We start from the raw sequence: 24243 nt of genomic DNA, 5'->3' as shown, positions 1-24243 counted from the left end.
CAAAAATATGAGCGGTAGAACGGATAAGGACAACTTAGTAAAACGAATCAATGAGTCAACATAGATTTTTTTTGAGTCTCTGCTGACACACGTCTGTGCTTTATAGCGAAAAATGACCGTAAATAATATACGGTCATTTTTTAGTCGCGACACCCACGGATGAAACGACTATCAAATAATTATTAATAAAATAATATTAATAATTAAACGCTTTCGATAGTGCCAGCAGGTAGAACTGAGATAACAGAAGCACGTTGAACTTTTACATCGGTATTGTTGTTTAAGCTCACGATAGCGTAGTCGCCTTCTAAGCCTTTGATACGGCCCATCAATCCACCAGCGAAGATAATCTCGCTACCAACCGTCAAGGCATTGACCATTGCACGATGTTCCTTAGTACGCTTAGATTGCGGGCGAATAACCAAGAAATAGAAAATTGCAAAAAAAGCGACTGGCAATAAAATTTGACCAAATAGTGATGCAGCACCTGCAGGTTCAGCAGCATGAGCAGCTTGGATAAATAAGAACATAATCTCTCTCAGTAAGTCATAGATAATAATAAAATTAAACGCATAGTAACAAAAAATCTCAGACTTGGTAACTGTTAATCATAGGCTGAGCATGTTTTTCTTAACGTGGAAGCATACTAGCAGCCAATAGTTATCACGACAATGGCTTTGCGACCTCATTTGCATACTGCTAAAGCACAAAGCGTCAGCAGCTCTCAGGCTCTTCTTAATCTGTATAGAAGCGTTCATTAGATATGGGGCAATAAAAGATAGTAAAAAATAAAGACTTAAGAATGCCGACTTATTGTGAAATATTATCATCAATGCTACTATCAAATGACAATAATTGCCTATATTTAGCAGGCTGTCTTTTAAGGTTTTATAAAGCCGATAATGATAGGCTAAGTTGGCAATGAGTCGCTGCATAGCGTTTTTTGGTAGATAGACTGATTGATGTTTTATTTAATCGTATTATTTGCTTTCAATACTTCATGTGGCTTGCTCGTTATATTATTATCCATTTTCCTCTTTTCTGTTTAGGTTACCCAACTTGTCCACCACTTTTATGTTTGTACCTCGTTTATGTCGTCCACGCGCTTGTCGCACAGACGACGAGTCTGCAGAACCTCCTCCGACAACACGCTATTTAGCGCGTCTGAGTCGTACTAAGTTGTCTATTGGCTCATTGATAGCGTCGCTCTTAATGCTGCTGCCATATCCTGCTTTTGCTGCCGCTGGTGCAGCAGATCCAACTGCCCTCAATATATTTTTATTGATATTTTTTGTGGTTATTGCCATTGGCATCTCCTTTATCTGCTCTTTAGCAGAATCTGCCTTACTCAGCATGACGCCGTCTTATATTGCTGACGTTCAAGAGAATAACCCTAAAAAAGCAAATATGCTAAGGCGTTTAAAGGTCGATAATATCGATCAGTCGCTCGCTGCTATTTTGACATTGAATACCGTGGCTCACACATTAGGCTCTATCGGTGCTGGTGCGCAGGCTACCATTGTATTTGGTAGTGCTTGGTTTGGTTTGTTTTCTGCGATTATGACGTTGGCTATCTTATTTATCTCGGAGATTATCCCGAAGACTCTTGGAACGGTATATTGGCGTCAGCTAAGTGGCATCGTTGCTTACTTTGTTCGTGGCATCATTATGCTGTTGTACCCGCTCATTTGGGTATCAGAGCGTCTCACCAAGCTACTGGTACGTGGTAAAGAGCCGCAAACGTTCAGCCGTCGTGAGTTTGCCGCGCTTGCCAGTATCGGTGAAGAGTCAGGACAGATTGATCCACTAGAGTCACGCATTATTCGTAACTTACTGGCATTTGGTGCCATCAAGGTCGAAGACATCATGACTCCGCGTTCTGTGATGCTGGCTTTTGAAGAGAATAAAACCGTTGCTGAGCTATTGGTTGACCGCCCAAAGCTGACGTTCTCGCGCTTGCCAATTTATGATGGTGATTTGGATAATATTACAGGCTTTGTATTGAAGACTGATATGTTATTGGCCAAAGTAAACCACGCCATGCATAAACCATTGACGCAGTTTCAGCGTGAGATTACGTTTGTATTTTCAAAAATGAAACTGTTTGACTTGCTAGAGCTGATGCTAAAAAACCGTATTCATATCGCTATTACAGTCGGTGAGTATGGTGAAGTCAAAGGTTTAGTGACGTTAGAAGATGTGTTTGAAACCCTGTTGGGTCTTGAGATTGTTGATGAGATAGATCGCGTCGAAGACATGCAGGCATTAGCGCGTCAAATGATGGACAGACGAGTAGAGCGTCTAGGCATGAAGCTTAGTGACGACGAGCAGCTTGAAGACAATCATTAAATAGACGATGATTGGATACTAATAAAAGTTCATAGACACCCTGTGTTTTTGCATTTTGACATTCGCAATAATTACACAGGGTGTCACATGGCTGTGAGAATTGAATGATAGTCTCACACTATGATACGAGTACGCCGCCAAATCGGTTATAAGAAAGCGGTCATAAGTATAACTGGAAGCTATCGTATCAATTAAGATATCATTATACGTAGATGTGCAGCCTAGCTAAGAGGCAATAAAAGAACGTTAGCCGTCAGTGTATGATTGCAATATATGACTACAACGAAAACAGTATCGCTAAGGATTATCATGAAACGATTATGGGGAAAAGGGCTTTTGGCTCTATTGATGAAGAGTACGAGTGTCGCTGCAGTCGTTGCTGTTGCCACTACGGTAAGCATCAGTGCGCAAGCAGCAACCATGACTGAAGCTCTGGTGCAGAACTATGCAGCAGCAATGAAGTCGTCAGCGAACAGCCAAAGCATCAACCAAGTATCACGCTTGGTATCAGACGATGCACTGATTTCATTATCAAGAAAAGGTAAAACGACCAGTTTAGACAAAGACGCTTATTTAAAGCTATTACAAAATAGCTGGAATGATACGTCTAATTATCGCTACGATATTTCTGTTGATAATATTGTTATTACAGGCGCGCAAGCTAAGGCTAATGTAACGACAAATGAAAGCTGGGTAAAAGATGGTCAACCAGTTTCGTTTGTGACGACTTCGAGAGTGACGCTAACGCTATCTACTGGTAACGCCGTACTCTTACGTGCAGTATCACAGGTGGCTATCAATTAATCAGAGCTTTGATAAACGTGATTAACTCATGAGCATGTCGCTGACTGGACTTCTGACTATTATTTTTATAATAGACTGGTCTTTGCTTTACATTGCAGACTATACTATCAAGCAACTTTATCTTATCACTTCTTGTCGTTAGGAAACTTCCAATATCATGTCTACTGTGCTATCAACATCTCGCTCATTTATTGCGTTGCCACTGACGCTTGCGGTATCGACGTTACTTATCAGTGCGTGTAGCAATACATCACCAGTCAAAAATAAAGGTGCCACCAATACTTCGGCAGTGGTCACTAAGCGCCCAGCCACGCAGGCGGCACAAGGTAACACTACTGATTACTCAACCGCTTATCTAGATGCTGAGAGTTTGGATGAACTGGCAGATTTATTAGAAGCCACAGACATGACTATGGTTGAAGGTAATAAACTTGCCATTCAGCAGTACGGTGACTTGTGGAACCGCTTACGTGCTGGTTATCGTATGAATGGCGGTCAGCCAGTGTATAACCAACGCATTGAAGGGCAAAAAAGCTGGTTTACCAGTAGACAAGAGTATCTCAACCGCTTGACGGCGCGTGCCAGTCGCTATATCTACCATACGGTACGAGAAGCCGAACGTCGTAATATTCCAACAGAGCTTGCTTTGTTACCTGTTATCGAGAGCTCCTACGATCCAAGTGGTACCAGTAGTGCGGCAGCGGCGGGCTTGTGGCAGTTTATTCCAAGTACGGGTCGTATTTATGGTCTAAACCAAAGTAGCACTTACGATGGTCGTCGTGACGTTATCGAATCAACCCGTGCTGCTTATGACTTTTTGACAGCGCTACATAACCAGTTCGGCAGTTGGGAGCTGGCATTAGCAGCCTATAACGCCGGTCCTGGACGTGTACAAAAAGCGATTGACGCCAATGCTGCACGCGGATTGCCAACTGATTATTGGTCGCTGAGACTACCAACTGAAACCATGAACTATGTGCCGCGTTTCTTAGCAGTCGCTGAAATCGTTGCCAAGCCTGAACAGTATGGCGTATATTTACCAGCCATTGCCAACCGTCAGCATTTCCGTAGCGTGCCAGTGAATTATGGCGTTAGCTTGGCTGAAGTGTCACAACTCACAGGCGTGAGCTACGATGAGTTAGAAAGACTGAATACAGCATTGACCTCTGGACGTGTAGACTCTTCAGGTCCGCAGCGTGTGATCATTCCTAACGATGTAAGCTTAACAACAGACGCCAAGCTGAGCTCGTTACGTGGCAATGGTATGGGTAATGTGCTGGCCGCAGGCAATACCAGTAGCCCAAGCACGCCAGCGACGACACCAAGCTATAATAACAAGCCATATACAGGCTCATCATTGCCGTCTACTGGCAGTGCCTTGGCGGATTATGCCGCTAGCGCCAGTGTGCCTCAACAGACAACAAGCTACATCTCGCCTACGACCACACCGACCAGTAGCTCGGTATACAGTAACAATGCCTCAGTCTATACTGAGCCACCGTTGACCACGGCAGAAACCAATAAAATCAACGCTGAGCTAAAAAGCAGCAATACGTTACCGACGACTTCTGCTCAAATAACGTCAAATAACACCATCGTCCAAGAGCCACCGCTGAGTAAAGAAGAGCGTGATTTCATTGCCAACCAAATCCGTAGCAATACGCCTGAGACTAATGTCATCAATGCTGATGGTAATATTAACTTATCAGCAGTGCAGACACAGCAGTCTATTCTAGAAGCCAGTGGTAATGAGAAGAAACTGAGCTTTGCTAAAACGCCAGTCAGTAAACCGAAGCCACAAGGGACACGTACTACTTATACGGTAAAACGTGGTGATACATTGTCTAATATCGCTAGTCGTGCAGGTGTTAGCTGGCGCGATATTGCAGAATGGAACCAAATAGATGCCAGTGCTAACTTGTTATCTGGCAGCACTCTATATCTATACAATGCTAAAACGATTGAGCCTTTGAGCAGTGCCAGTAATACAGCCGCCAGTCAGCCTGAGAGCTATGTGGTGCAAGGTGGGGATACATTAATTGGTACCGCCAATCGCTTTGGTTTATCAGTGACCCAGCTTGCTAGTTACAACAATCTAAGTAGCCGTGCAGACCTGTTGAGAGGTCAGAAGTTATGGTTAGTACCAGGTAAAGTGAAAGCCCCAGCGACAACACCTGCTGCACCGTCCTCTAAACCAACCAAATCTTCTACTGCTACTAAGAACTACCGAGTAAAAGCGGGTGATGGCTTGATTGCGCTGGCGCGTCAGTTTAATGTGCCAACATCGACCTTAGCTAGCCTGAATGGTATCAGTACCACAGATTCGTTATACGTTGGTCAAACGCTTAAAGTACCTGCTAGCGTTGACTTTAATTCCACCACGACTAGCAGTGGCAGCAACACCAGCTCTAATAACGCCAGCAGTTCAAGTTCTGTCGCGACGACTAACTATAAAGTGAAGTCAGGCGAGACTTTAATTGGTATTGCTAATAGTGTAGGGGTAAGCCCAGCAGAGATTGCTGCGGTCAATAGTAACTTTGATGCCAGAGCCCGTCTGCAACGTGGACAAACCATCAAAGTACCAGCGACAAAAGAGCTGGTCGATCGTCAGCTGAATGACAAAACCGTCAGCTACAAAGTGAAATCAGGTGACACCTTAACGGGTGTGGCGCAACGTTATAATATTGGTCTGAGTGATTTGGCGGCAGCAAATAACCTAAAAACCAACTCTAACCTGATACTTGGTCGTACAATTACCATTCCTGCCAGCGGCAGTGTTGCATCTGCGTCTAGCAGTAGTAGTCAAAACAGCAGTGGTCCTGCTAGTAGCTCAATCACCACTAGCACAGCGACCAGTACCGGCAAAAAACTGGGCAATACGGAGAGTTACAAAGTGAAGTCGGGTGATGGATTAATTGCCTTAGCCCGTCAGTTTGGTATCTCGGTAGAGGATTTGGCAGCGACTAACGATTTGGCGACCAATGCCCAACTGCAACGTGGACAGACGCTTAAGGTACCAAAAGCAACTGTCAGCTATACTGTCGGTTCAGGAGACAGTCTGATTGGACTTGCGCGTAAATATGGCGTCTCAACCCAAGAGCTTGCGGATATGAATAATATAGCAGCCGACACCATGCTACAGCGTGGTCAGCGCCTGACAGTACCTAATCGTTAATTAATAATGGTTTATTGCTTAACAGAAAGCTAAATGAATTGAAAAAAATCGTTGACTGCTTAACACAAAAAAGCGGCTCTTATTTAAGAGCCGCTTTTTTATTTACTGAGTGTGTTTAAATATAGCTGATAAACAGTGCTTAGTTAAAGGTGCTTAATCAAAAGCACCTGACTATCATTTAAGGCAATCACTTGGACTTAAACTCACTCAAATCAATCTGATTAGAGGCAAGACAGAAACGATTAAACCGTTTGAGTTTTGATGGTTTCAAGGTAGCTTCTGATATTACTCACGTAATGCATCGCTTGACCATAACGGCTATTAGAGGCTCTGTTTTCGGCTAGGTACGCGTAGACATTGGCCCAGCTTTTATCATCGATTCCTTGCGCCTTTAATTTACGCTGAATACTTTTCACCGCATTAGGACCCATGTTATAACCGGCTAGCGCAAACCATATGCGATCTTTTTTTGGTACATCGGCGAAGTCCTCTTTGACTTGTTCCAAATACCGCGCACCGCCGCCAATACTTTGATACGGATCGACACGATCTGATACGCCCATTGCTTTGGCAGTATTATTGGTGAGCATCATCAGACCACGTACGCCTGTAGGCGAGACCGCATTGGCGTCAAGGTGTGATTCTTGATAACCCATTGCTACCAGCAACTCCCAATCGTGATTGTAGTTACGTGCTTGCTCTTCAAAGGAAGCTTGGTAATCTGGCAGTTTTTCTGTCAGCGTCTTTTTAAAATGGTCTTGACTATAAGCATCTTTTAGCAAGTTTTGATTATAAAAAGCTGCCAGTTTTTGTGTGTTATCAAGCTTGATGCTGTCACATAAAAAGTAACTGGCTTTTTGAGACAATGGATCTTTAGATGAGTTAAACGACCAGCTCACTTTAGGGTGCAGACCATTCTTAGTCAGACTAGCATCGTAGCCACAACTGACATTGACAGAGGATAAGTTGTACTGGCTTTTCAGCTTAGTGCTGGCGGTGGTTAATGCCATATCGGCATCACCATCTCTCAACGCTTTTAGGGCAGCTTCTTCATTGGCATATGCCTTTAGATCGATATCTACGCCAAGCTCGTCGGCATAAGTACGTACCAAATCAAAGCCAAAGCCATGTTGAAAACCATCGGTTGCAAAATACGTACTGTCACCTGGGACAGCCGCGATGGTTAGAGTATTCTCCAGCATGACGTTGTCATAGGCTGGTACTGGCGTGCGCATCGTCGTCAAACTCTCTGCAGGGAGAGAGAGAAGCGCGATACTAGAGACCTGTGCCAGCTTCTTGGTTCTGGCAAAACGACTCGATGTAGCGGGATTAACGGATGAAACGATGTTACTTTTAGTGTTCAGTAGGCGCTTAGATGGACGCAGTAAATAAGATATACGGCGTTTGGCCCCTTGTGCAGATACTTTCACACGATAAGTAATACGCTGCATGGATGTCTCCTGATTTTAGCCATCCTGCTTACCGTAAAATGAGTATCAATGCAGACTGATAAAGCAATCATGTATTGATATGACATTTTAGATAACAGCGCACTCTCAATCATCTCAGTGTACGGTTATCTTGTTTAATAATAGCGCCGTCACGTCATACTATATCGACTATAACAGTGGGTTTTTACAATGAGCAAACTATCAGTATGCCTTTTGAGACGCTTAATATGGCGAGCTCAAAGCCTTGATAAAAAACAAGGACGCACAAAATCACGAAGGATGTAAATCAGATGATTCCTTCATCGATAATAGATAGGGCTAATGGCAAAACAACTATGTATCAAACACAGGTAAGGTCATGAATAAGTTATTGAAACAATGGCGTAAATTGGTCTGAATATGATGATTAATTGCCATCACTAATTTTCTGACCAAATTCTATTACGCTAATATCAGCGATTACTTACTCTTTAGATTATATATAGTAAAGTAAATAATCCGTAATATCGTTGTTCAGCAACAAGGGCTAGCCAGTCACCTTCTTCAAAATCAATAGCTGCTAAAAGCTACTATAAAAAAGGGTCACACTAAACCGTCGTTGCGCCACTAAAATCATGGAATACAGTGCTACATAGAAATACGCTATATAGCGACACTACACCAATAGATAACTATCCAAAATTTTATTCTTATTCTTTCCATGGGTGTTATCACGGACAATAAAGAAATATTAGATACTTATCGTTATTTTAATGCCATAACCGGAAGCTGTAATAATGGGAAGTTTCATGACAAAACGTTCTTTCTTACAGGTAGTAATATGCGGTTACTCTTTTTATTATTCAAGTAGAGTTAAGAAAATAGCGATAAAACTTAACAATAGCGTGATAAACGGTTAAAACTGGCTATATTATGAATTACTAAGTTGAAAATCGACTAAGAGTCATAAAATAACAGCTTTAGTAGAATTATCTACTGCTTCAAGATTGCCCCACTTGCGCTATTTTTTTAGATATCATGTATGAATAACTGCTTTTGATATTACTATAGTTAGTGAAAAGTAATATCGATACATTACGCGCTGCTGATATCACTTTTTCTTGCTTGCTGTGCCTGCACAGACAGAGGCTACAAAAAATTGATATCAGCAATACCGTAGCGTTTTTAGGGTATTTTGACTATATATCCAACACCAATACAAAGGGCTTCAGTAAGCCTTTTTTTTGTAGTGCTATCTTATGCTGGATTGTCAATATCGATAAAAGTCACTGGTAAGCTAAACTCTTGCGCAATAATCTCACCTAATGCTTGAATGCCGCCTCGTTCTGTCGCATGATGACCACAGGCAAAATAGTCAATCCCAAGCTCACGAGCACTATGAGTAGTGCGCTCAGATATTTCACCAGAGATATAGGCATCACAGCCCATCATAGCGGCTTGCTCAATCATGTCTTGTGCGCCACCTGTACAGATGCCAACGCGTTTGATTAATCTACCACTTGTGGTATTAGCAGAGGAGTCTTTATGATACTCAGCGGCGATATGTAGTGGCTTGCGTCCCAATGCTTGGGTAATCGTGGCGATGAGTGTTTCTGCAGATTGAGGGTCGCAAGAAGCGATGTTGCCTACAGGGTGTGATTCGTTAGGATAGAGCGCCCCTGTAATGGTCATATCAAGTACATCGGCGAGCTTGGCATTATTACCAATGGTCGGATGAGCATCGAGCGGTAAATGGTAGCCAATCATCGAGATGCCATGTTGCATCAATTTGCGAATACGTCGACCTTTCATGCCCGTGATTGGAGCAGGTTCGCCTTTCCAAAAATAACCATGATGCACCATAATAGCGTCGGCATTATCCGCAATGGCAGCATCAATCAGCGCTTCACAAGCTGTCACGCCTGTGACAATACGCTGGATAGGGCGCCCGCCATCTACTTGCAATCCATTTGGTGCGTAATCTTTAAAGGCATCGGCAGATAAATAGTCATCACAAAACTGGGTCAATGCTTGGGCAGCAATCGTCTTACTCGATGAGTCGTTAGATATATTATGTATTGTCATGGTTTTTCCTTTATATTTTTAGTTGGCAATATCTGGTTGAGAGTAGGGTGTTTGGTAATAAATTAAACCGTGCAAGTCATTAGCGTGATTTTTAAAGCGTGATTTTTAACAATCAGTGTTTAATAAGTAACGGTCATTTTAACATGCTGGTGTAAAAGAGTAGACAAGGCCAATAACTGAAATGGTACACGATGCGTTACTATTTGATAGTTTTGACGGTTATAATTTACATACATGACCCTACTGCATGAGTAGCGTGCCACCATCATCGTTATCATTACGATGGCATGATAAAATGGTATCAATAGGGCATTGCCAGTAGAGATTGGCTATCAAATATTACCTAGCAGGTAGTGGCTGTCAGAGATAATAGTTACCTTATCATCGTAGTATCATAATGCTCATTTAATTTTTTATTATTGTTTGTTTGAATCATCGTCTGTTTGCATCAAATTTATAGAGGTTTATATATGTCGTCATCCCGGAACACCAATAACAAGGCGTCTCTATTAAAGTGGTTACCTTGGGTTTTATTGTTGCTAGTATTAGCAGCGTTTATCTGGTTGTTCACGAGTATGAAGACAACATCGTCAGAGGCAGCGTGGGAGCCACCACGGACACCACCTGCTGAGCAAGTCTCCCAACCAGTGTCTGATACGCCAGCGCCGATAGCCTCTTATCATGATGCCGTGGCACGGGCGTCACAGTCTGTCGTCAATATCTATACCACTCAAACCATGGCAGAACATCCTTATATGGATGACCCTGTATTGCGTCGTTTCTTTGAGTTTCATGGTGGACCGTCACAAGATCAAGGCTCTACCAACTTAGGGTCGGGCGTCATTGTGTCAGAAGATGGCTATATCGTGACCAATGCGCATGTTATCGAAAAAGCAGATGAGATTACCGTGGCTTTCAATGATGGTCGTAAGAGCCGTGCTAGAATTATCGGTACTGACCCTGATAGTGATTTGGCGGTGATTAAAGTCGATATGACGGGGCTGACGCCATTGGGCTTTCGTGAAGACCCTATTCGTGTCGGTGATTTAGCACTCGCTATCGGTAATCCGTTCGGTGTGGGACAGACGGTGACCCAAGGTATTATTTCAGCGACTGGTCGTACTGGTCTGGGTGTCAATAAATTTGAAGACTTTATTCAGACCGATGCGGCGATCAACCCGGGCAACTCAGGCGGTGCGCTCGTTGACGCTAGCGGTGAGTTAGTCGGCATCAATACCGTGATATTCTCACGCTCTGGTGGCTCGATGGGTATTGGTTTTGCCATTCCAACCGCTATCGTTGAGCAGGTGATGAATGCCCTTATTAAAGACGGTAAGGTGAGCCGTGGTTGGTTGGGTATTGAGATTCAGTCACAGCTGCGTGATCCTACACGCCTTGAGACCTCAACGGGTGTCGAAGTACTAAACGTCATTGACCAAGGTCCAGCAGCCAAGAGTGGTCTGCGTGTGGGTGATATCATCCTCACCATCGATGGTGTCGAGATGACGGATGCCAACACCTTGATTCAGTATGTCGCTCGTAAAGCACCAAACACTGAGCTAAACGCGCAAATCCTACGCCAAGGTAAAAATGCCCAAGTGCAGATATTGTTAGAGGAGCGTCCTGTACAAGAGCCTGTGCCGCGTCCAGTGGTACTACAAGATGAAGCGTTAGGTGGTATGGAGCAACCCAACATACAGAGCGATGAAGCCGTGCCAATGATGTCAGAGGAAGAGCGTGATCGTATGCGTGAAGAGCTACTAAAGCTGTTTGAGGGTAATGGCGATCCTCAATAAGGGTCGCGTTTTGCAGTTTATAATCAGCAAATCCTTTCAATAGGAAAAGTTTTGAACAAGCATTCTCTTCAGTAAAATACAAAAAAAGCGCGCTATCCAAATAAGATAGCGCGCTTTTCGTTTGTACGGGTTTTACTATTAACCTTTTTTGGTTTTAGTTTTAATGATAATCCTACTCTACAATAGGTTCGTGATTAATATGAATAACCCCTTGCACACGGCAGCAGCAGGGTAATATTTCATCTTCATCAATCATGGCGAGTGGCTCAAACGGATAGTCAACGGTATGTGAGCTAGCAATACGCTTGACTCGGCAGCTACCACAGTAGCCTTCACGGCATTGATAGTTGATATCATGTCCGGTGCGTAGCAGTCCATCGAGCAGACTTTCATCGTCATGCAAATAGAACTGTTTTTTACTGGTCATTACCCAAGTCATGGTGACTCCTATTTTAACCGGCTGTCATACGCCAGTTTTTGAGCATTACCTTGTCCATAAAACATTGCTAAAAAAAACGGCTTAAGCTTAAATAATTAAGATTAAGCCATTTAGTATTCGACTATTAAAGTTTACTCTAGAGCGTCCGCTCTTAAAGTCTAAAGTTCTTAAAACTCAGAGCCTGTAAAGCCCAAAGCTCAGAGCCTCTAGAGCTCAAAGTCATCAAAGTCACTGTCTGATAAATCTGAATCAATCTGACCAACCAAGTATGAGCTGATTTCCGTCTCTTGCGGGGCCACTTGCACGTTATCAGAGGACAACCATGTGTTGATCCAAGGAATCGGGTTAGATTTAGAGTTTGGGAATGCCGCTGGCAAGCCAACCGCTTCCATACGCAAGTTGGTGATGTATTCGATATATTGACAAAGGATGTCTTTGTTCAGACCAATCATCGAACCATCTTTGAACAGATAACCTGCCCATTCTTTTTCTTGCTCGGCCGCCTTGCGGAATATCTCGATACTTTCCTCATAGCAGTCAGCAGCAATCTCAACCATCTCAGGGTCATCTTTACCATTGCGCATCAGGTTCAACATATGCTGCGTGCCTGTCAAATGCAGCGCCTCATCACGAGCGATGAGTTTGATGATTTTGGCGTTACCTTCCATCAGCTTACGCTCAGCAAAGGCAAACGAGCAAGCAAATGAGACATAAAAACGAATGGCTTCTAAGACGTTAACGGCGACGATACAGAGATACATCTGTTTTTTCAATGATTTCAAATCAACGGTGATTTGTTGACCATTGATATTGTGCGTGCCTGGACCGTATAAGCTATATAGCTGTGAGTTGCGGTACAGCTCATCGTAGTACTGAGCAATGTCAGACGCACGCTCTAAGATGTGCTTATTTTGCATGATGTCATCAAAGATAATGCCTGGGTCATTGACGATATTGCGAATGATATGAGTGTAGCTGCGTGAGTGAATGGTCTCAGAGAATGACCACGTCTCAATCCAAGTCTCCAGCTCAGGAATCGATACCAATGGCAATAGCACCACGTTTGGGCTACGACCTTGGATAGAGTCGAGTAGGGTCTGGTACTTAAGGTTACTCAAAAATATATGCTGCTCATGCGAAGACAAGTTACCAAAGTCGATACGGTCTTTTGACACATCAACTTCTTCTGGACGCCAAAAGAATGACAGCTGCTTTTCAATCAATTGCTCAAAGATAGGGTGCTTTTGTTGGTCATAGCGTGCCACGTTGACCGGATTACCAAAAAACATCGGCTCTTTTAGCGCATTATTCGGCGTTTGGGAAAAAATCGAGTACGTCATTGTTCTACCTTTATCAGTGATACGATTGTGAATCTAATTGTACATCCAAGTATAAAAATTTCTCTAAAATATAAGCTAAAATACGTTATAAGCTGTCTTTGCTAGACTGTATTATAGGTTTTCTAACGATATCTGTTCTGGTGTTTGTCCCTCATTCATGTAGGCTTTGAAAATCTCGCTAAGCTCTACATCATCCAATGCTTCCAATTCATCGATTGCGGTCTTACGCAGCGCACTCAAACCGTCATCTGCTCGTGTTTGTAATTCCTTTTGTGCTTCTTGCTGAATGTCTTTTTTGGTGGTTCTCTTGGTTGGTTTTTTCGATGCTTTTGTGGCGTCTTTCTTTGGTGTCTGTGACGTTGATGCTGCGTTTTCGCTTAACTGCTGACGAACCTCCTCGATATCGACTTCTACTTGCACGATATGCGAGCCACCATCATTTAGGTCGGAAAATACGTTTGGGATAAACAAACCACCGTCTTTGATGATTGCGGTATATTGCACGTCTATGACCTCCGTCATTTTTATTCTGTCTGTGTTTCGATTATGGTTGGCGCGACACAAGGCTTTCATATACCTTATTGTTTTCTCTTTTGCCTACGGCTAGCACATAAACCACCACCACATCATCTTTGACGGTATAAACCAGACGATAGCCTATGGTGCGTAGTTTGATTTTATAGGCGTCTGTATGTCCTGAGAGTTTTGAAGCAGGCACACGAGGGTTTGATAATCGCTGCTGTAATTTTTTCTTAAACTGCTGCTGAACACTGGGCGCTAAATTTTTCCATTCTTTTAATGCTAAAGGATGAAACTCAAGATTATAAGTCATCCAACGTTACCTTTACTGGCGTTTGCCCGTCATCCATTCGGGCGCTAACGGTTTGGCTTAATGCCATATCGTCCATCGCTTCCATCATACGCTCATACATATCTGTTGAAACTAAATAAGCCACAGGTTTGTTATGATTTAAAATAGCAATGGATTCACCATCCGACTGTTTAATCAGTGCCGAAGGGTTGGTTTTTAGTTCTGAGATACTGGCTGTCTGTGTCGCAAATATCGGATGCATGATTTATTCTCCACTAATATTGTGCCCTAAATATAGGTCTAATATTAGCACGAAAATTAGGTCTTATTTGTTAATCTATATATTTTGTAGGGTGCGACTCGCGTACCTTTAGTCATAATTTCCATGCTGTCGGCGCGCTGGGCGCACCCTATAACTATCTAGGTTTCGATTATAGTAATTCAGTTGGCTTAACAATTATCAATTCATATGCATCTAAGCCTTCCTTGATAAAAAGTTCTGGAGTATTCTCTTCTTTTATTCCTTCCATCATTAGTAGTGCCTTAGCTTGTTCAAAAGCTTTTCCTAATGAAATCCCAAAGCCTATAGCAGAATAAAACTGAGAGGAAAAAATTCGAGCAGCGTTATCACCTATAGTGGTATTCATTCCAATGGCAGCTTCTACATGCTCAACTACTGATCTTGCCTGATTGTGAGAGTAACATGTATTAAAAAATACTAATCTAATAGTATTTGATGAAGCCATCATAGTCTGTACTATAGCTTCTTTACTAATTAGTTTAGCCTTGCCTTCAGCATCTTGAAATACGATTTCATCTGAATCTGAATCTGAACCGTGACCACTAAAGTGCACTACTGTTGGATTAAGCTCATTAATAGCTTGTAGAACATCCATTGGTTGTACTGCCCATCTACTTTCAAATAAAACTGAATCGCGAAATTTTGTTTTACGAATCATTTCTTTGATTGAGCGTGCCTCTTCATCAAGTCTTAATTGCTGGACATCTATAGGATTGGAAGCTAGAAATAGAACATTTATCTTTTCTGGGAGGTTTTGAAGTGTCTTTATATTAGCAGTCATTTTTTCATGTACTCCCTCATGTTCAAAAAGTGTTGTTTTTATCTCATTTAGGTTTGACAACTGTTCTTTTTGCTTACTCTTACTTTCATTATCTTGTGCTCTAACTAGCTTTTTTTCTTCATCAAAAATTTGCTTATTTTTACTATTTATTTTCTTTTCGTAATCTACAATTTTTTTATCTATAACTAAAACTTGACTCCTAAATCTATCTATATCGCGAATTTTAGATTTTGCCGTACTGACAATTTTTGTTTTAGACAAAGCTAGAGATGTGGAGTTGATTTTACTATTTAGAGTATTTGTTTTTAATTGCTCTCTATTCTTAAGTTGCATTAAATTCTGCAACTCCTTTCTTTTACGCTGTATATTTCGCTGGTAATTATCTATCGATGACATTAAGAACCCTCCGTTATTATTCAATATGACACGAAGACGACTAATAGTAGTTTTACAAATAGCTTTTAACGAACTGCATTAGCATAACCGATTAGATAGTAGTAAACAGCGAGCTTAACCCAAAAGCCAAACCCGCCATCTATCAATAGCTTAAATCTTACATGCACCGCCTGCACAATCATCTTCCATATCCGCTTGGGCATCGTTCGCACCATCACGAGTGTTATGGTAGTACAACGTCTTCACGCCAAGTTTATAGGCAGTCAACAAGTCTTGTAGCAATACCTTCATCGGTACACGCTGACCATCAAAGCGCGTTGGATCATAGTTGGTATTGGCAGAGATACTTTGATCGACGAACTTCTGCATGATAGCGACCAGCTTTAGGTAACCGTCATTGTTCGGCATTTGCCACAGTAGCTCGTACTGATCTTTTAGCTTATCAATCTCAGGCACGACTTGCTTTAAGATGCCATCTTTTGACGCTTTGATAGACACCAGACCACGTGGTGGCTCGATACCATTGGTCGCATTGGCAATCTGACTAGAGGTCTCAGACGGCATCAAGGCAGTTAGGGTAGAGTTGCGTAGTCCGTGCTCAGTGATCTCGCCACGTAGCGTTTCCCAATCGAGATGTAGCGGCTCTTGGCAGATTTTATCCAAGTCTTTTTTATAGGTATCAATCGGTAAGATACCTTGCGAGTAGGTGGTTTCGTTAAAAGCAGGGCACGCGCCTTGCTCTTTTGCCAACTTATTCGAGGCTTTCAGTAGATAGTACTGTAGCGCTTCAAACGTTTGATGCGTTAGACCAAGCGCGCTGCCGTCTGAATAGCGCACGCCATTTTTCGCAAGGTAATACGCGTAGTTAATCACGCCCACACCTAGTGTACGGCGACGCATACTGCCATTTTCAGCCGCTTTTACAGGATAGTCTTGATAATCGAGCAGGGCATCAAGCGCACGCACGATGAGTTCGGCTGGCTCTTCGATATCGCTGACGTTTTCAACTTTACCCAAGTTGACCGCTGATAGCGTACAAAGGGCGATTTCGCCTTCTTCATCATTGATGTTATCAAGTGGCTTGGTCGGTAGGGCGATTTCCATACATAGGTTTGACTGGCGAATCGGCGCAACGGTCGCGTCAAACGGGCTATGAGTGTTGCAATGGTCGACGTTTTGGATGTAGATACGACCAGTACTGGCACGCTCTTGCATCATCAAGCTGAACAGTTCAGACGCTGGGATTTGACGGCTACGAATGCTTGGGTCATTCTCGTACTTGGTGTATAGCGCTTCAAATTTGTCTTGATCTTCAAAGAACGCATCGTATAGACCCGGTGTGTCGCTTGGTGAAAATAGCGAGATGTCTTGACCTTTGATCAAGCGCGTGTACATCGTTTTGTTTAACTGTACGCCGTAGTCCATATGACGGACACGGTTGTCTTCAACGCCGCGGTTGTTTTTCAGTACCAGTAATGACTCAACTTCTAAATGCCATAGTGGATAAAATAGAGTCGCAGCACCGCCACGGACGCCACCTTGTGAGCAGCATTTAACAGCAGTTTGAAACAGTTTGTAGAACGGGATACAGCCAGTATGCTGTGCTTCGCCGCCACGGATAGGGCTACCAAGGGCACGGATACGACCTGCGTTGATGCCGATACCAGCGCGCTGTGACACATAGCGTACGATGGCGCTAGTGGTTGCGTTGATAGAGTCTAGGCTATCACCACATTCGATCAATACGCACGAGCTAAACTGGCGCGATGGCGTACGCACACCTGACATAATTGGCGTCGGTAGTGAGATTTTGAACTGTGACGTCGCATCATAGAAGCGCTTCACATAACTCATGCGCTCAGCTTTGTCATAATTGGCAAACAGACACATACCGACCAGCATATACAAGAACTGCGGGCTCTCATAAACGGTCTTGGTGACGCGATCTTGCACGAGGTATTTACCCGCCATTTGCTCAACCGCCGCATAGGCAAGATTCATATCACGCCAGTGATCGAGGTATTCTTCTAACTCGTCAAACTCCGCACGGCTATAGTCCGCTAGAATGTGTTCATCATACTTGCCAGCGTCCGTTAAGGTTTTGACATGATCATACAGGTGCGGCGGCGTGAATTTGTTATAAGCAATCTTACGCAGATGGAAGATTGCCAAACGCGCGGCCAAATACTGATAGTCAGGCGTGGTCTCAGAGATAAGGTCGGCCGCAGATTTGATGATGGTCTCATGAATATCACGAGTTTTGATACCTTCATAAAACTGAATGTGCGATTTTAGCTCAACTTGTGACACAGACACGTTATCCAAATCGTCCGCTGCCCACGCAATAACCTTGTGAATTTTGTCTAAATCAATAGGCTCTAAACGTCCGTCACGTTTGGTCACTTGGATTTTATCAATATGTGTCATGATGCCCTCTTAAATGGATTGCTTTTGGTGATGCTGCACGGAGTGATATCCAGCCAGCATTCTTTATGATGCTATAACTTCCTGTCAGGGTAGCCTGTTTTTTTAGGCAAAAAGCTACCACTACTCATAGTGATGGGTTAAATCACTGAGTACTACATATAGCGTGTTTGTTAGTAGGTAGGCACAATATAGCGGGAAAATTTTGAAAATGCTATATTGATTTTAGAGTAAAACTATGTTGCTGAGGACTTGTGCGTCATCGGATTTTTGGCAAAGGACGATGGCACAAGGGTTAGACGCAAATGCGATGAATAATAAAAATTTTGTAAAAATCTACTCACTCTTCGCTTTTCATTCTCTCGTAAATTGTTGACCAATAAAAGGCGTCATAGCAATAAGAATGTGGGCGCAGATTGTACCTCAGACAATAAAAAATCGCCACCCATATGAGTGACGATTCGGACGAAAAACGGACTGGTTTTTTCTAAATGACCATTAACGAGCGATAGCACGATATAATAGCGAGTTATACCACCATACGAACGGTTTTGGCATCTTCAAGTGACGCATAAAGCGTATTCACTTGCTCAGCGGCCGTTAGGTACAAATTGACTCGCGCCGAGTGGAAACGACCCGTTTTAGAAGGTTTGACTTCTATCGAGGCCAAATCAAAATCAGGGAACTGACTGCCCAAAATAAGCTTCACTTCATTCAGCAACGTCTCATGCTCGCCTTCATGACCAATGATGCTCAAAGGGTAGTTCATTGGGAACTCCCAAAGCTCTGGATTTTGAATGTCCGTCTTTTTACCCTTCAAAATACCGTCATTAGCGACCAGCTCAGTGACCTTGACATCTTTTTTAGAGGTTTGATTTTGGCTGCTCTGATTGTTGATATTTTGCGCATCAGTATTTTGATTACTGGTGTTTTTTGGATCGTCACTCATAATGTGTGCCTTGTTTTATTAATATGATAACTTGATGCCCCATTTATAGTGGCATTAAGCACATAATTCAAGTGGTGTCATACCGATGGCAACACATTACTAACAATTATGGACTCTAATAATAGGTCGCAACTGCCCGCTTATCTCTTATAGCCACATACTGCCACATAGTCACCGCGATCATAGCCTTCGATGACTTCTTGCACCTTGTCATTGGCATACATAGGGTGAGTCAGTAAAGTCTGTGCATATTCAAAATCAACGAAACCATTGGTTTGCATTAACTCGATTTTTTCATCAGAGGTACGCCAGTTGGCTGATTTAACCAGTTCAATAGGATAAGGGTCAGCAGGGGAGATGTGTTCGAGTAGTGGATGCTCCCACGTATCTACCGCGCTGGCCAAATTGTATAAGCTGGCAAAACCGCTTTCTTTTGGCACATCAATCAGGATAAGTTTGCCGCCAGTCTTTAGAGCGTCAAATGCCTTTTTGATACAGACATCCAAATCACTGATATAGCTGACGCTGCCATTAAACATGATGATATCAAATTTATTGGGCTCAATCTCGCAGGTTTCGGCAGGGCTGATATCTACTTGCAAGCCGCGTTTCTCAGCGACTTCAGCCATATCTTTCGATGGCTCGATACCATGTGTGATATGAATGCCGTAATCTTTGGCCAACAGTGATTCAAAAAGACCACTACCACAACCGATAGACAATATCTCACTGTCTTTATCCAAGAAGTGAGCGACCAGTTTTAGCTCACTGGTCAGTAGATTTTGATTGTCAAAAAACCAGCTGTCGTACGCGCTTGCGTGTTCATCGAATGCTGCCATGATGTTTTTCCTTAAGTAGTGGGTTAAGTTTAATTTTTTATAAAAAATATGGCTATGACAAATCTAATGCCTGCTGCCAAAAATTGACCTCCATACGTGCGGCGGTATTAAATAACCGTTGGAACTTGTCTGCCTGAGCAGGACTGGCATCGGCTAATAGCGTATTAATTTGCGCTTCGTTCTGCGCCGTAATGGTCTGGAAATCATCACTAGAAAACACGTCAATCCATGGTTGATAAGGGTTGTCAGTGACAAAGCTTTGCTCTTTGATGCGTTTGCCAATTTCTCCATAGCCCATTAAACAAGGCGCAATTGCGGCATACAGCTCAGCCAGTGAGCCTGACATAGCCGCGTCTAATATATAGCGGCTATAGGCAATGGTCACGGCAGATTCAGGGGCGTTTTCTACTTGTTCAAGTGGTATATTCCACTGACGGCAGAAATCCAAATACATGGCGATTTCCATATCGAGCATGGCATTGATGCCGGCTTGACCGACGCGCATTTGTGCCAGTGTGTCACTCTTATATACGCTCAGCGCCATCACGCGGGTATAGTGAATTAAGTATAAATAGTCTTGCACAAGGTAGTGGCGAAAGCTGTCAGGGGCCAGCGTACCTGCCGCCAATTGCTTGACGAAATCATGCTGAATGTAATCATCCCATGTGGGGCAATTGTGACGTAGCGTTTGATAATCCATAGTTTTTACTTACTGTTATAAAGTACGAGCAAGCAATTGGCAGGAAACGAAAAGTGATAAGGCACAAAAAAACCACCAGTCTAAGTTAAATAGATTGGCAAAATATAAAGTAAATGTGACTTATATATCGACACGCTTGTTTCCTACGTCAGTGCTAACTGCATCAGGTTCGCGGGTAACTCTCAGCCATGATTTTGATTATAGTTAAAACATCAAAATCAAAGCACCCCGACAAGGTTTATTTTTTAATAATAAATATAAAATTTAAATGGTTTTGAGCTGCTGTTTTTTTAACATTTTCAGCGCAGAATTCCCCTACCTCTAAAGTAGTGAGATGAATGCGTCAGACTTTTGATATGGTACAATAGCTTCATGCCAAAACAAATCCTAAAAGCCCATAAAGTAAGATTATACCCTAATGAGGGTCAGCAAATATTCTTTGCCAAATCATTCGGCTGTACACGCTTTATCTGGAATAGGATGCTTAGTGACAAGATTGAGTATTACAACGAGCATAAGACCGAGCTTAAAAATACTCCTGCTCACTATAAGAAAGAGTTTGAGTGGCTCAAAGAAGTCGATAGCCTGGCACTGGCGAATGTGCAGCAGAACCTAAGAGCTGCCTATAACAAGTTTTTCAAGCAAGGCGCAGGCTTCCCAAAATTCAAGAAAAAAGGCCATCGTGACAGCTACACTACCAATAATCAAAAAGGCACAGTAGCGATCACAGACAGCACTGTCAAACTGCCTAAGATAGGTCACATCAACGCTAAATTTCCAAGCCAGGTAAATGGCTTAATAAAATCAGCGACCATCAGCCGCACCCCATCAGGCAAATACTACGTCAGCCTATTGGCTGAAACGGTTGTTGAGCCATTATCAAAAATCAGGTCTAACATTGGTATTGATTTAGGACTGACAGACTTTATCGTCTTATCGGACAGCACGAAAGTTGCCAATCCTACCTTTTTATCTAAACTGCAAAACAAGTTGACGCGAGAACAGAAAATACTGGCCAAACGCAGAGCCGTTGCCAAAGCGAATCAGCGCAAGCTATCTGACAGCCGCAACTATCAAAAACAAAAAGTTAAAGTCGCTAAGGTCTATGAAAAAATAACCAATATCCGAAAAGACTTTCTGCATAAGCTATCATTCACTCTCATCAAAAACCACGATGTGATTGCGATTGAGGACTTAAACGTCAAAGGCATGGTTAAGAACAAAAAGCTTGCTAAAGCCATATCAGACAGCTCATGGTCAACCTTCACCACCATGCTGAACTACAAGGCTGAATGGTACGGCAAAACGCTTGTCAAAATAGACCGATGGTATCCATCTTCTAAGACCTGCTCAGGCTGTGGTCACTTACTGACTAAGGCTGAGCTACCATTACAGGTGAGATCATGGAATTGCCCCAGCTGCTTGCAATCCAACGATAGAGACATCAACGCTAGTATCAACATCCTAAACGAAGGACTAAGGCTGGCAACACTCAAAACCGTCGGTGCGACGGGGTTAGCTTAGTCCATTTGCCTAACCGCTGATACAAAACATCGTATCAAGTATGGGTATTACCTAAGAAACCCCTACCTCTATAGGTGGTGGGTAGTTCATAAATAGCTTAACAAATCAGCTCTATGATAGGCGAACTCAGCCATCATTAGCAAGTGATGTCCTAACAACCATCGATAAGGTCGACCTATATTTAAAAAATTATTTTTTATCGAGCTGTTCAATAGCGGTATGGTAGAGCATCAGCATGGCTTTAAAACGGCGCTCATATAAGCCTTCCGCATATAGCAGCTCCACACTTAAGCTATCGATCACGCCTAGATAGGCATCGGTATACAGCTCTAGCTGCGCAGAGTCGAGCTGATAAGGCTGTAGAGCCAGCTGTATTTGCTCAGTCAACACCTTTATATAGACATTAAAAGTCGCCGCGCTGGTATCGGTCAAATGCACAGGTGCGGCATAGGCCATGCGAATTAAAAACCGTAAGGTAATTGCGCTTTCATAACGCGCTTCAAAAGCATGGCAATACGCTTCACCGGGAGCAGTAAGCTCACTAGTCGTCGTAAAGCATGACTTAATAAACGCACATTCCGACTCGAGTACATCTTGCAGTAATTCTAAAAACATCGCTTCTTTACTGGCAAAATGCGTATAGAGAGAGGCTTTGCGGATGCCCACAGCCTTGGCAATATCACTGAGTGATGCGCCCTCATAGCCATGCATAAAAAAAGGCTCAAACGCGGCATCAATAATACGTTGCTTAGCGCTTGAGCGTGGTTTATGATTTTGCATAGGCCTCCTCTAATGATGGTGTGGAGAGAGTGTTATAAGGTTTTAAACTTCTAGAACCGAGATAGACCAGTATCAAAATAATTGGTCCCATCGCACCTAGCAAGATTAACCAATATAAGGTGTTCATTTCGACCAATTGTCCTGCGATGGGTGTGGCAGTGGATGAGAGTAACATAGGAATGGCGCCCAATAAAGCTGCGCTTGAACCCAAAGCGCTGCGCTGCGAGTCCATTGCAATCGCCATCAACGTCGCTTCTAATACACCAAGACCAAATAATCCCAAGGCAATGCCAGTGACAATACCGACCAAACCCATCGATAGCAGATAGGCGACGATGCAGACGGCACTACCGAGCATCATGACACCGGCACCGATTAAAGCCAAATGTGACGCTGATGTTTTTTTGACCAAATAAGCGGTAGAAGAAGCACCTAAAATTAGACTGATACTGGTCAAGCCAAAGACAAAACCAAATTGCTCTAGGCTAAGACCATAGCCTGTTTGATAGACATAAGCAGAACCACCGATATAAGCAAACAAAAAGAAATACACCGCAGATAGCGCAAAGAGATTAAAGACAAAGGTTTTGTTCTTTAATATGCCGACATAAATGCCTGTAATATTTTTTATATTTAATTGAATGCGCTTGTCTTTTGGCAAGGTTTCTTTGATATTGACCAGCGTATTAATCAGCACGATGATACCTAACGCCGCCAAAATAAACATCACGCCGCGCCAACCATAATGTGCACCGACGATACCGCCAATTGCTGGCGCGACGATTGGACCTAATGCCACAATGGTGTTTAATAAAGCATAAATTTGCGCTGCTTTGGGGCCATCGACTAAGTCGCGTACCATGCTCATCACCACCACGATAGCCATAGAAGCGCCAAGACCTTGCAAGATACGAGCAAAGATTAGGCTTTCAATATTTTGTGACCACATCGCCCACACGGAAGCGCCAATATATGCCAGCAAGCCTACAAATAATGGTGCTATTCGCCCTATGGCATCAGATACAGGACCAAATACCAACTGTCCTAAACCCATAAAGATAAGAAAGACGGTTAAGGTAATCTGTGTAGTAGCGTAGGAAGTGTGGAGGTCTGTTGCCATATTAGGCATTGAGGCCAAATACATATCGATGGCTGCAGGGCCAAGCGCCACAATAATGGCAAGCGAGATAACGGTTTTGATACTGATGTGTTTTACATTGGTTTGCTTATTCATAAAAGTGCACTATTAGCTATTAATTGTTTAACTACCGAACGGTAGGTAGTTATACTCGCTATCTTAGATGAAGGCAATATCTTTAT

At 42.9% G+C, this 24243-nt stretch carries 20 protein-coding genes and 1 riboswitch; of the genes, 5 read left to right on the top strand and 15 right to left on the bottom strand.

Features of this window, described 5'->3' with window-relative positions:
- Nucleotides 1–203: 203 nt before the first annotated feature.
- A complete protein-coding gene (gene yajC, locus QL919_RS06090; RefSeq protein ID WP_290188677.1) occupies nucleotides 204–530 on the bottom strand; it encodes a preprotein translocase subunit YajC in 327 nt (108 codons plus the stop codon).
- Between the two features lie 544 nt (nucleotides 531–1074).
- Here yajC and QL919_RS06085 point away from each other — a divergent pair.
- From QL919_RS06085 to QL919_RS06075, 3 genes are all read left to right on the top strand, one after another.
- Nucleotides 1075–2349, top strand: a complete 1275-nt coding sequence (locus QL919_RS06085; RefSeq protein ID WP_290188688.1) for a hemolysin family protein — start codon at nucleotides 1075–1077, stop codon at nucleotides 2347–2349.
- Nucleotides 2350–2658: 309 nt separating this feature from the next.
- Complete coding sequence (locus QL919_RS06080; RefSeq protein WP_290188676.1) at nucleotides 2659–3153, top strand: hypothetical protein; 495 nt, start codon at nucleotides 2659–2661, stop codon at nucleotides 3151–3153.
- Nucleotides 3154–3310: 157 nt separating this feature from the next.
- Entirely contained in the window at nucleotides 3311–6328 is a 3018-nt protein-coding gene (locus QL919_RS06075) for a LysM peptidoglycan-binding domain-containing protein (RefSeq protein WP_290188675.1), read from the top strand.
- A 242-nt stretch (nucleotides 6329–6570) separates the two neighbouring features.
- Here the strand turns inward: QL919_RS06075 and QL919_RS06070 are convergent, their stop codons facing one another.
- Together QL919_RS06070 and QL919_RS06065 are read right to left on the bottom strand one after the other, a co-directional pair.
- Entirely contained in the window at nucleotides 6571–7779 is a 1209-nt protein-coding gene (locus QL919_RS06070) for a transglycosylase SLT domain-containing protein (protein WP_290188674.1), read from the bottom strand.
- Nucleotides 7780–9015: 1236 nt separating this feature from the next.
- Complete coding sequence (locus tag QL919_RS06065; protein ID WP_290188673.1) at nucleotides 9016–9843, bottom strand: Nif3-like dinuclear metal center hexameric protein; 828 nt, start codon at nucleotides 9841–9843, stop codon at nucleotides 9016–9018.
- Nucleotides 9844–10313: 470 nt separating this feature from the next.
- Here QL919_RS06065 and QL919_RS06060 point away from each other — a divergent pair, with 470 nt between their 5' ends.
- The gene (locus QL919_RS06060; protein WP_290188672.1) at nucleotides 10314–11639 is read left to right on the top strand and encodes a trypsin-like peptidase domain-containing protein; all 1326 of its coding nucleotides are present in this window, start codon (nucleotides 10314–10316) and stop codon (nucleotides 11637–11639) included.
- Between the two features lie 172 nt (nucleotides 11640–11811).
- Here QL919_RS06060 and yfaE read toward each other — a convergent pair whose 3' ends face one another.
- The 10 genes from yfaE to tenA form a co-directional block, all read right to left on the bottom strand.
- On the bottom strand, nucleotides 11812–12078 hold the full coding sequence (gene yfaE / locus QL919_RS06055) for a class I ribonucleotide reductase maintenance protein YfaE (RefSeq protein ID WP_290188671.1): 267 nt from the start codon (nucleotides 12076–12078) through the stop codon (nucleotides 11812–11814).
- Between the two features lie 206 nt (nucleotides 12079–12284).
- Nucleotides 12285–13418 carry a class Ia ribonucleoside-diphosphate reductase subunit beta gene (nrdB, locus tag QL919_RS06050; RefSeq protein ID WP_290188670.1) on the bottom strand — a complete coding sequence of 378 codons (1134 nt, stop codon included), beginning with the start codon at nucleotides 13416–13418 and terminating at the stop codon, nucleotides 12285–12287.
- A 111-nt stretch (nucleotides 13419–13529) separates the two neighbouring features.
- Complete coding sequence (locus tag QL919_RS06045; RefSeq protein ID WP_290188669.1) at nucleotides 13530–13940, bottom strand: hypothetical protein; 411 nt, start codon at nucleotides 13938–13940, stop codon at nucleotides 13530–13532.
- Nucleotides 13941–13962: 22 nt separating this feature from the next.
- A complete protein-coding gene (locus tag QL919_RS06040) occupies nucleotides 13963–14250 on the bottom strand; it encodes a type II toxin-antitoxin system mRNA interferase toxin, RelE/StbE family (RefSeq protein ID WP_290188668.1) in 288 nt (95 codons plus the stop codon).
- A complete protein-coding gene (locus QL919_RS06035; RefSeq protein ID WP_290188667.1) occupies nucleotides 14240–14491 on the bottom strand; it encodes a type II toxin-antitoxin system Phd/YefM family antitoxin in 252 nt (83 codons plus the stop codon). Before QL919_RS06035 ends, QL919_RS06040 begins: the two co-directional genes overlap by 11 nt.
- A gap of 169 nt (nucleotides 14492–14660) precedes the next feature.
- On the bottom strand, nucleotides 14661–15707 hold the full coding sequence (locus QL919_RS06030) for a hypothetical protein (RefSeq protein WP_290188666.1): 1047 nt from the start codon (nucleotides 15705–15707) through the stop codon (nucleotides 14661–14663).
- Nucleotides 15708–15857: 150 nt separating this feature from the next.
- Nucleotides 15858–18134, bottom strand: a complete 2277-nt coding sequence (gene nrdA / locus QL919_RS06025) for a class 1a ribonucleoside-diphosphate reductase subunit alpha (protein WP_290188665.1) — start codon at nucleotides 18132–18134, stop codon at nucleotides 15858–15860.
- A 526-nt stretch (nucleotides 18135–18660) separates the two neighbouring features.
- Nucleotides 18661–18954, bottom strand: coding sequence for a DUF493 domain-containing protein (locus QL919_RS06020; protein ID WP_356650034.1), 294 nt, complete (start codon nucleotides 18952–18954; stop codon nucleotides 18661–18663).
- 266 nt (nucleotides 18955–19220) lie between these two features.
- Nucleotides 19221–19919: a class I SAM-dependent methyltransferase gene (locus QL919_RS06015; protein ID WP_290188663.1), complete on the bottom strand. Its 699-nt coding sequence runs from the start codon at nucleotides 19917–19919 to the stop codon at nucleotides 19221–19223.
- Nucleotides 19920–19971: 52 nt separating this feature from the next.
- Complete coding sequence (gene tenA / locus QL919_RS06010; protein ID WP_290188662.1) at nucleotides 19972–20619, bottom strand: thiaminase II; 648 nt, start codon at nucleotides 20617–20619, stop codon at nucleotides 19972–19974.
- Nucleotides 20620–20742: 123 nt separating this feature from the next.
- Nucleotides 20743–20860: riboswitch (TPP riboswitch) on the bottom strand.
- A gap of 131 nt (nucleotides 20861–20991) precedes the next feature.
- Between tenA and tnpB the strand changes: the two genes are divergently transcribed.
- Nucleotides 20992–22143: an IS200/IS605 family element RNA-guided endonuclease TnpB gene (tnpB, locus tag QL919_RS06005; protein ID WP_290188661.1), complete on the top strand. Its 1152-nt coding sequence runs from the start codon at nucleotides 20992–20994 to the stop codon at nucleotides 22141–22143.
- Nucleotides 22144–22332: 189 nt separating this feature from the next.
- On the opposite strand, the gene QL919_RS06000 is transcribed toward tnpB, so the two are convergent.
- Nucleotides 22333–22923 (bottom strand): TetR/AcrR family transcriptional regulator, encoded by a 591-nt coding sequence (locus tag QL919_RS06000; RefSeq protein WP_290188660.1) that lies wholly within the window; start codon nucleotides 22921–22923, stop codon nucleotides 22333–22335.
- On the bottom strand, nucleotides 22910–24157 hold the full coding sequence (locus tag QL919_RS05995; protein WP_290188659.1) for a multidrug effflux MFS transporter: 1248 nt from the start codon (nucleotides 24155–24157) through the stop codon (nucleotides 22910–22912). The genes QL919_RS06000 and QL919_RS05995 overlap by 14 nt, the downstream gene beginning before the upstream one ends.
- Between the last annotated feature and the right edge of the window lie 86 nt (nucleotides 24158–24243).

Source organism: Psychrobacter sp. APC 3426 (assembly GCF_030408035.1).
Taxonomy (GTDB): Bacteria; Pseudomonadota; Gammaproteobacteria; order Pseudomonadales; family Moraxellaceae; genus Psychrobacter.
Note: the sequence above shows the minus strand (reverse complement) of the source record. Positions and strands in the feature narration are given on the sequence as shown.

Coding starts and splice junctions, on each gene's coding strand:
- yajC (WP_290188677.1), bottom strand. CDS start 530: ATGTTCTTATTTATCCAAGCTGCTCATGCTGCTGAACCTGCAGGTGCT.
- QL919_RS06085 (WP_290188688.1), top strand. CDS start 1,075: ATGTTTGTACCTCGTTTATGTCGTCCACGCGCTTGTCGCACAGACGAC.
- QL919_RS06080 (WP_290188676.1), top strand. CDS start 2,659: ATGAAACGATTATGGGGAAAAGGGCTTTTGGCTCTATTGATGAAGAGT.
- QL919_RS06075 (WP_290188675.1), top strand. CDS start 3,311: ATGTCTACTGTGCTATCAACATCTCGCTCATTTATTGCGTTGCCACTG.
- QL919_RS06070 (WP_290188674.1), bottom strand. CDS start 7,779: ATGCAGCGTATTACTTATCGTGTGAAAGTATCTGCACAAGGGGCCAAA.
- QL919_RS06065 (WP_290188673.1), bottom strand. CDS start 9,843: ATGACAATACATAATATATCTAACGACTCATCGAGTAAGACGATTGCT.
- QL919_RS06060 (WP_290188672.1), top strand. CDS start 10,314: ATGTCGTCATCCCGGAACACCAATAACAAGGCGTCTCTATTAAAGTGG.
- yfaE (WP_290188671.1), bottom strand. CDS start 12,078: ATGACTTGGGTAATGACCAGTAAAAAACAGTTCTATTTGCATGACGAT.
- nrdB (WP_290188670.1), bottom strand. CDS start 13,418: ATGACGTACTCGATTTTTTCCCAAACGCCGAATAATGCGCTAAAAGAG.
- QL919_RS06045 (WP_290188669.1), bottom strand. CDS start 13,940: ATGACGGAGGTCATAGACGTGCAATATACCGCAATCATCAAAGACGGT.
- QL919_RS06040 (WP_290188668.1), bottom strand. CDS start 14,250: ATGACTTATAATCTTGAGTTTCATCCTTTAGCATTAAAAGAATGGAAA.
- QL919_RS06035 (WP_290188667.1), bottom strand. CDS start 14,491: ATGCATCCGATATTTGCGACACAGACAGCCAGTATCTCAGAACTAAAA.
- QL919_RS06030 (WP_290188666.1), bottom strand. CDS start 15,707: ATGTCATCGATAGATAATTACCAGCGAAATATACAGCGTAAAAGAAAG.
- nrdA (WP_290188665.1), bottom strand. CDS start 18,134: ATGACACATATTGATAAAATCCAAGTGACCAAACGTGACGGACGTTTA.
- QL919_RS06015 (WP_290188663.1), bottom strand. CDS start 19,919: ATGGCAGCATTCGATGAACACGCAAGCGCGTACGACAGCTGGTTTTTT.
- tenA (WP_290188662.1), bottom strand. CDS start 20,619: ATGGATTATCAAACGCTACGTCACAATTGCCCCACATGGGATGATTAC.
- tnpB (WP_290188661.1), top strand. CDS start 20,992: ATGCCAAAACAAATCCTAAAAGCCCATAAAGTAAGATTATACCCTAAT.
- QL919_RS06000 (WP_290188660.1), bottom strand. CDS start 22,923: ATGCAAAATCATAAACCACGCTCAAGCGCTAAGCAACGTATTATTGAT.
- QL919_RS05995 (WP_290188659.1), bottom strand. CDS start 24,157: ATGAATAAGCAAACCAATGTAAAACACATCAGTATCAAAACCGTTATC.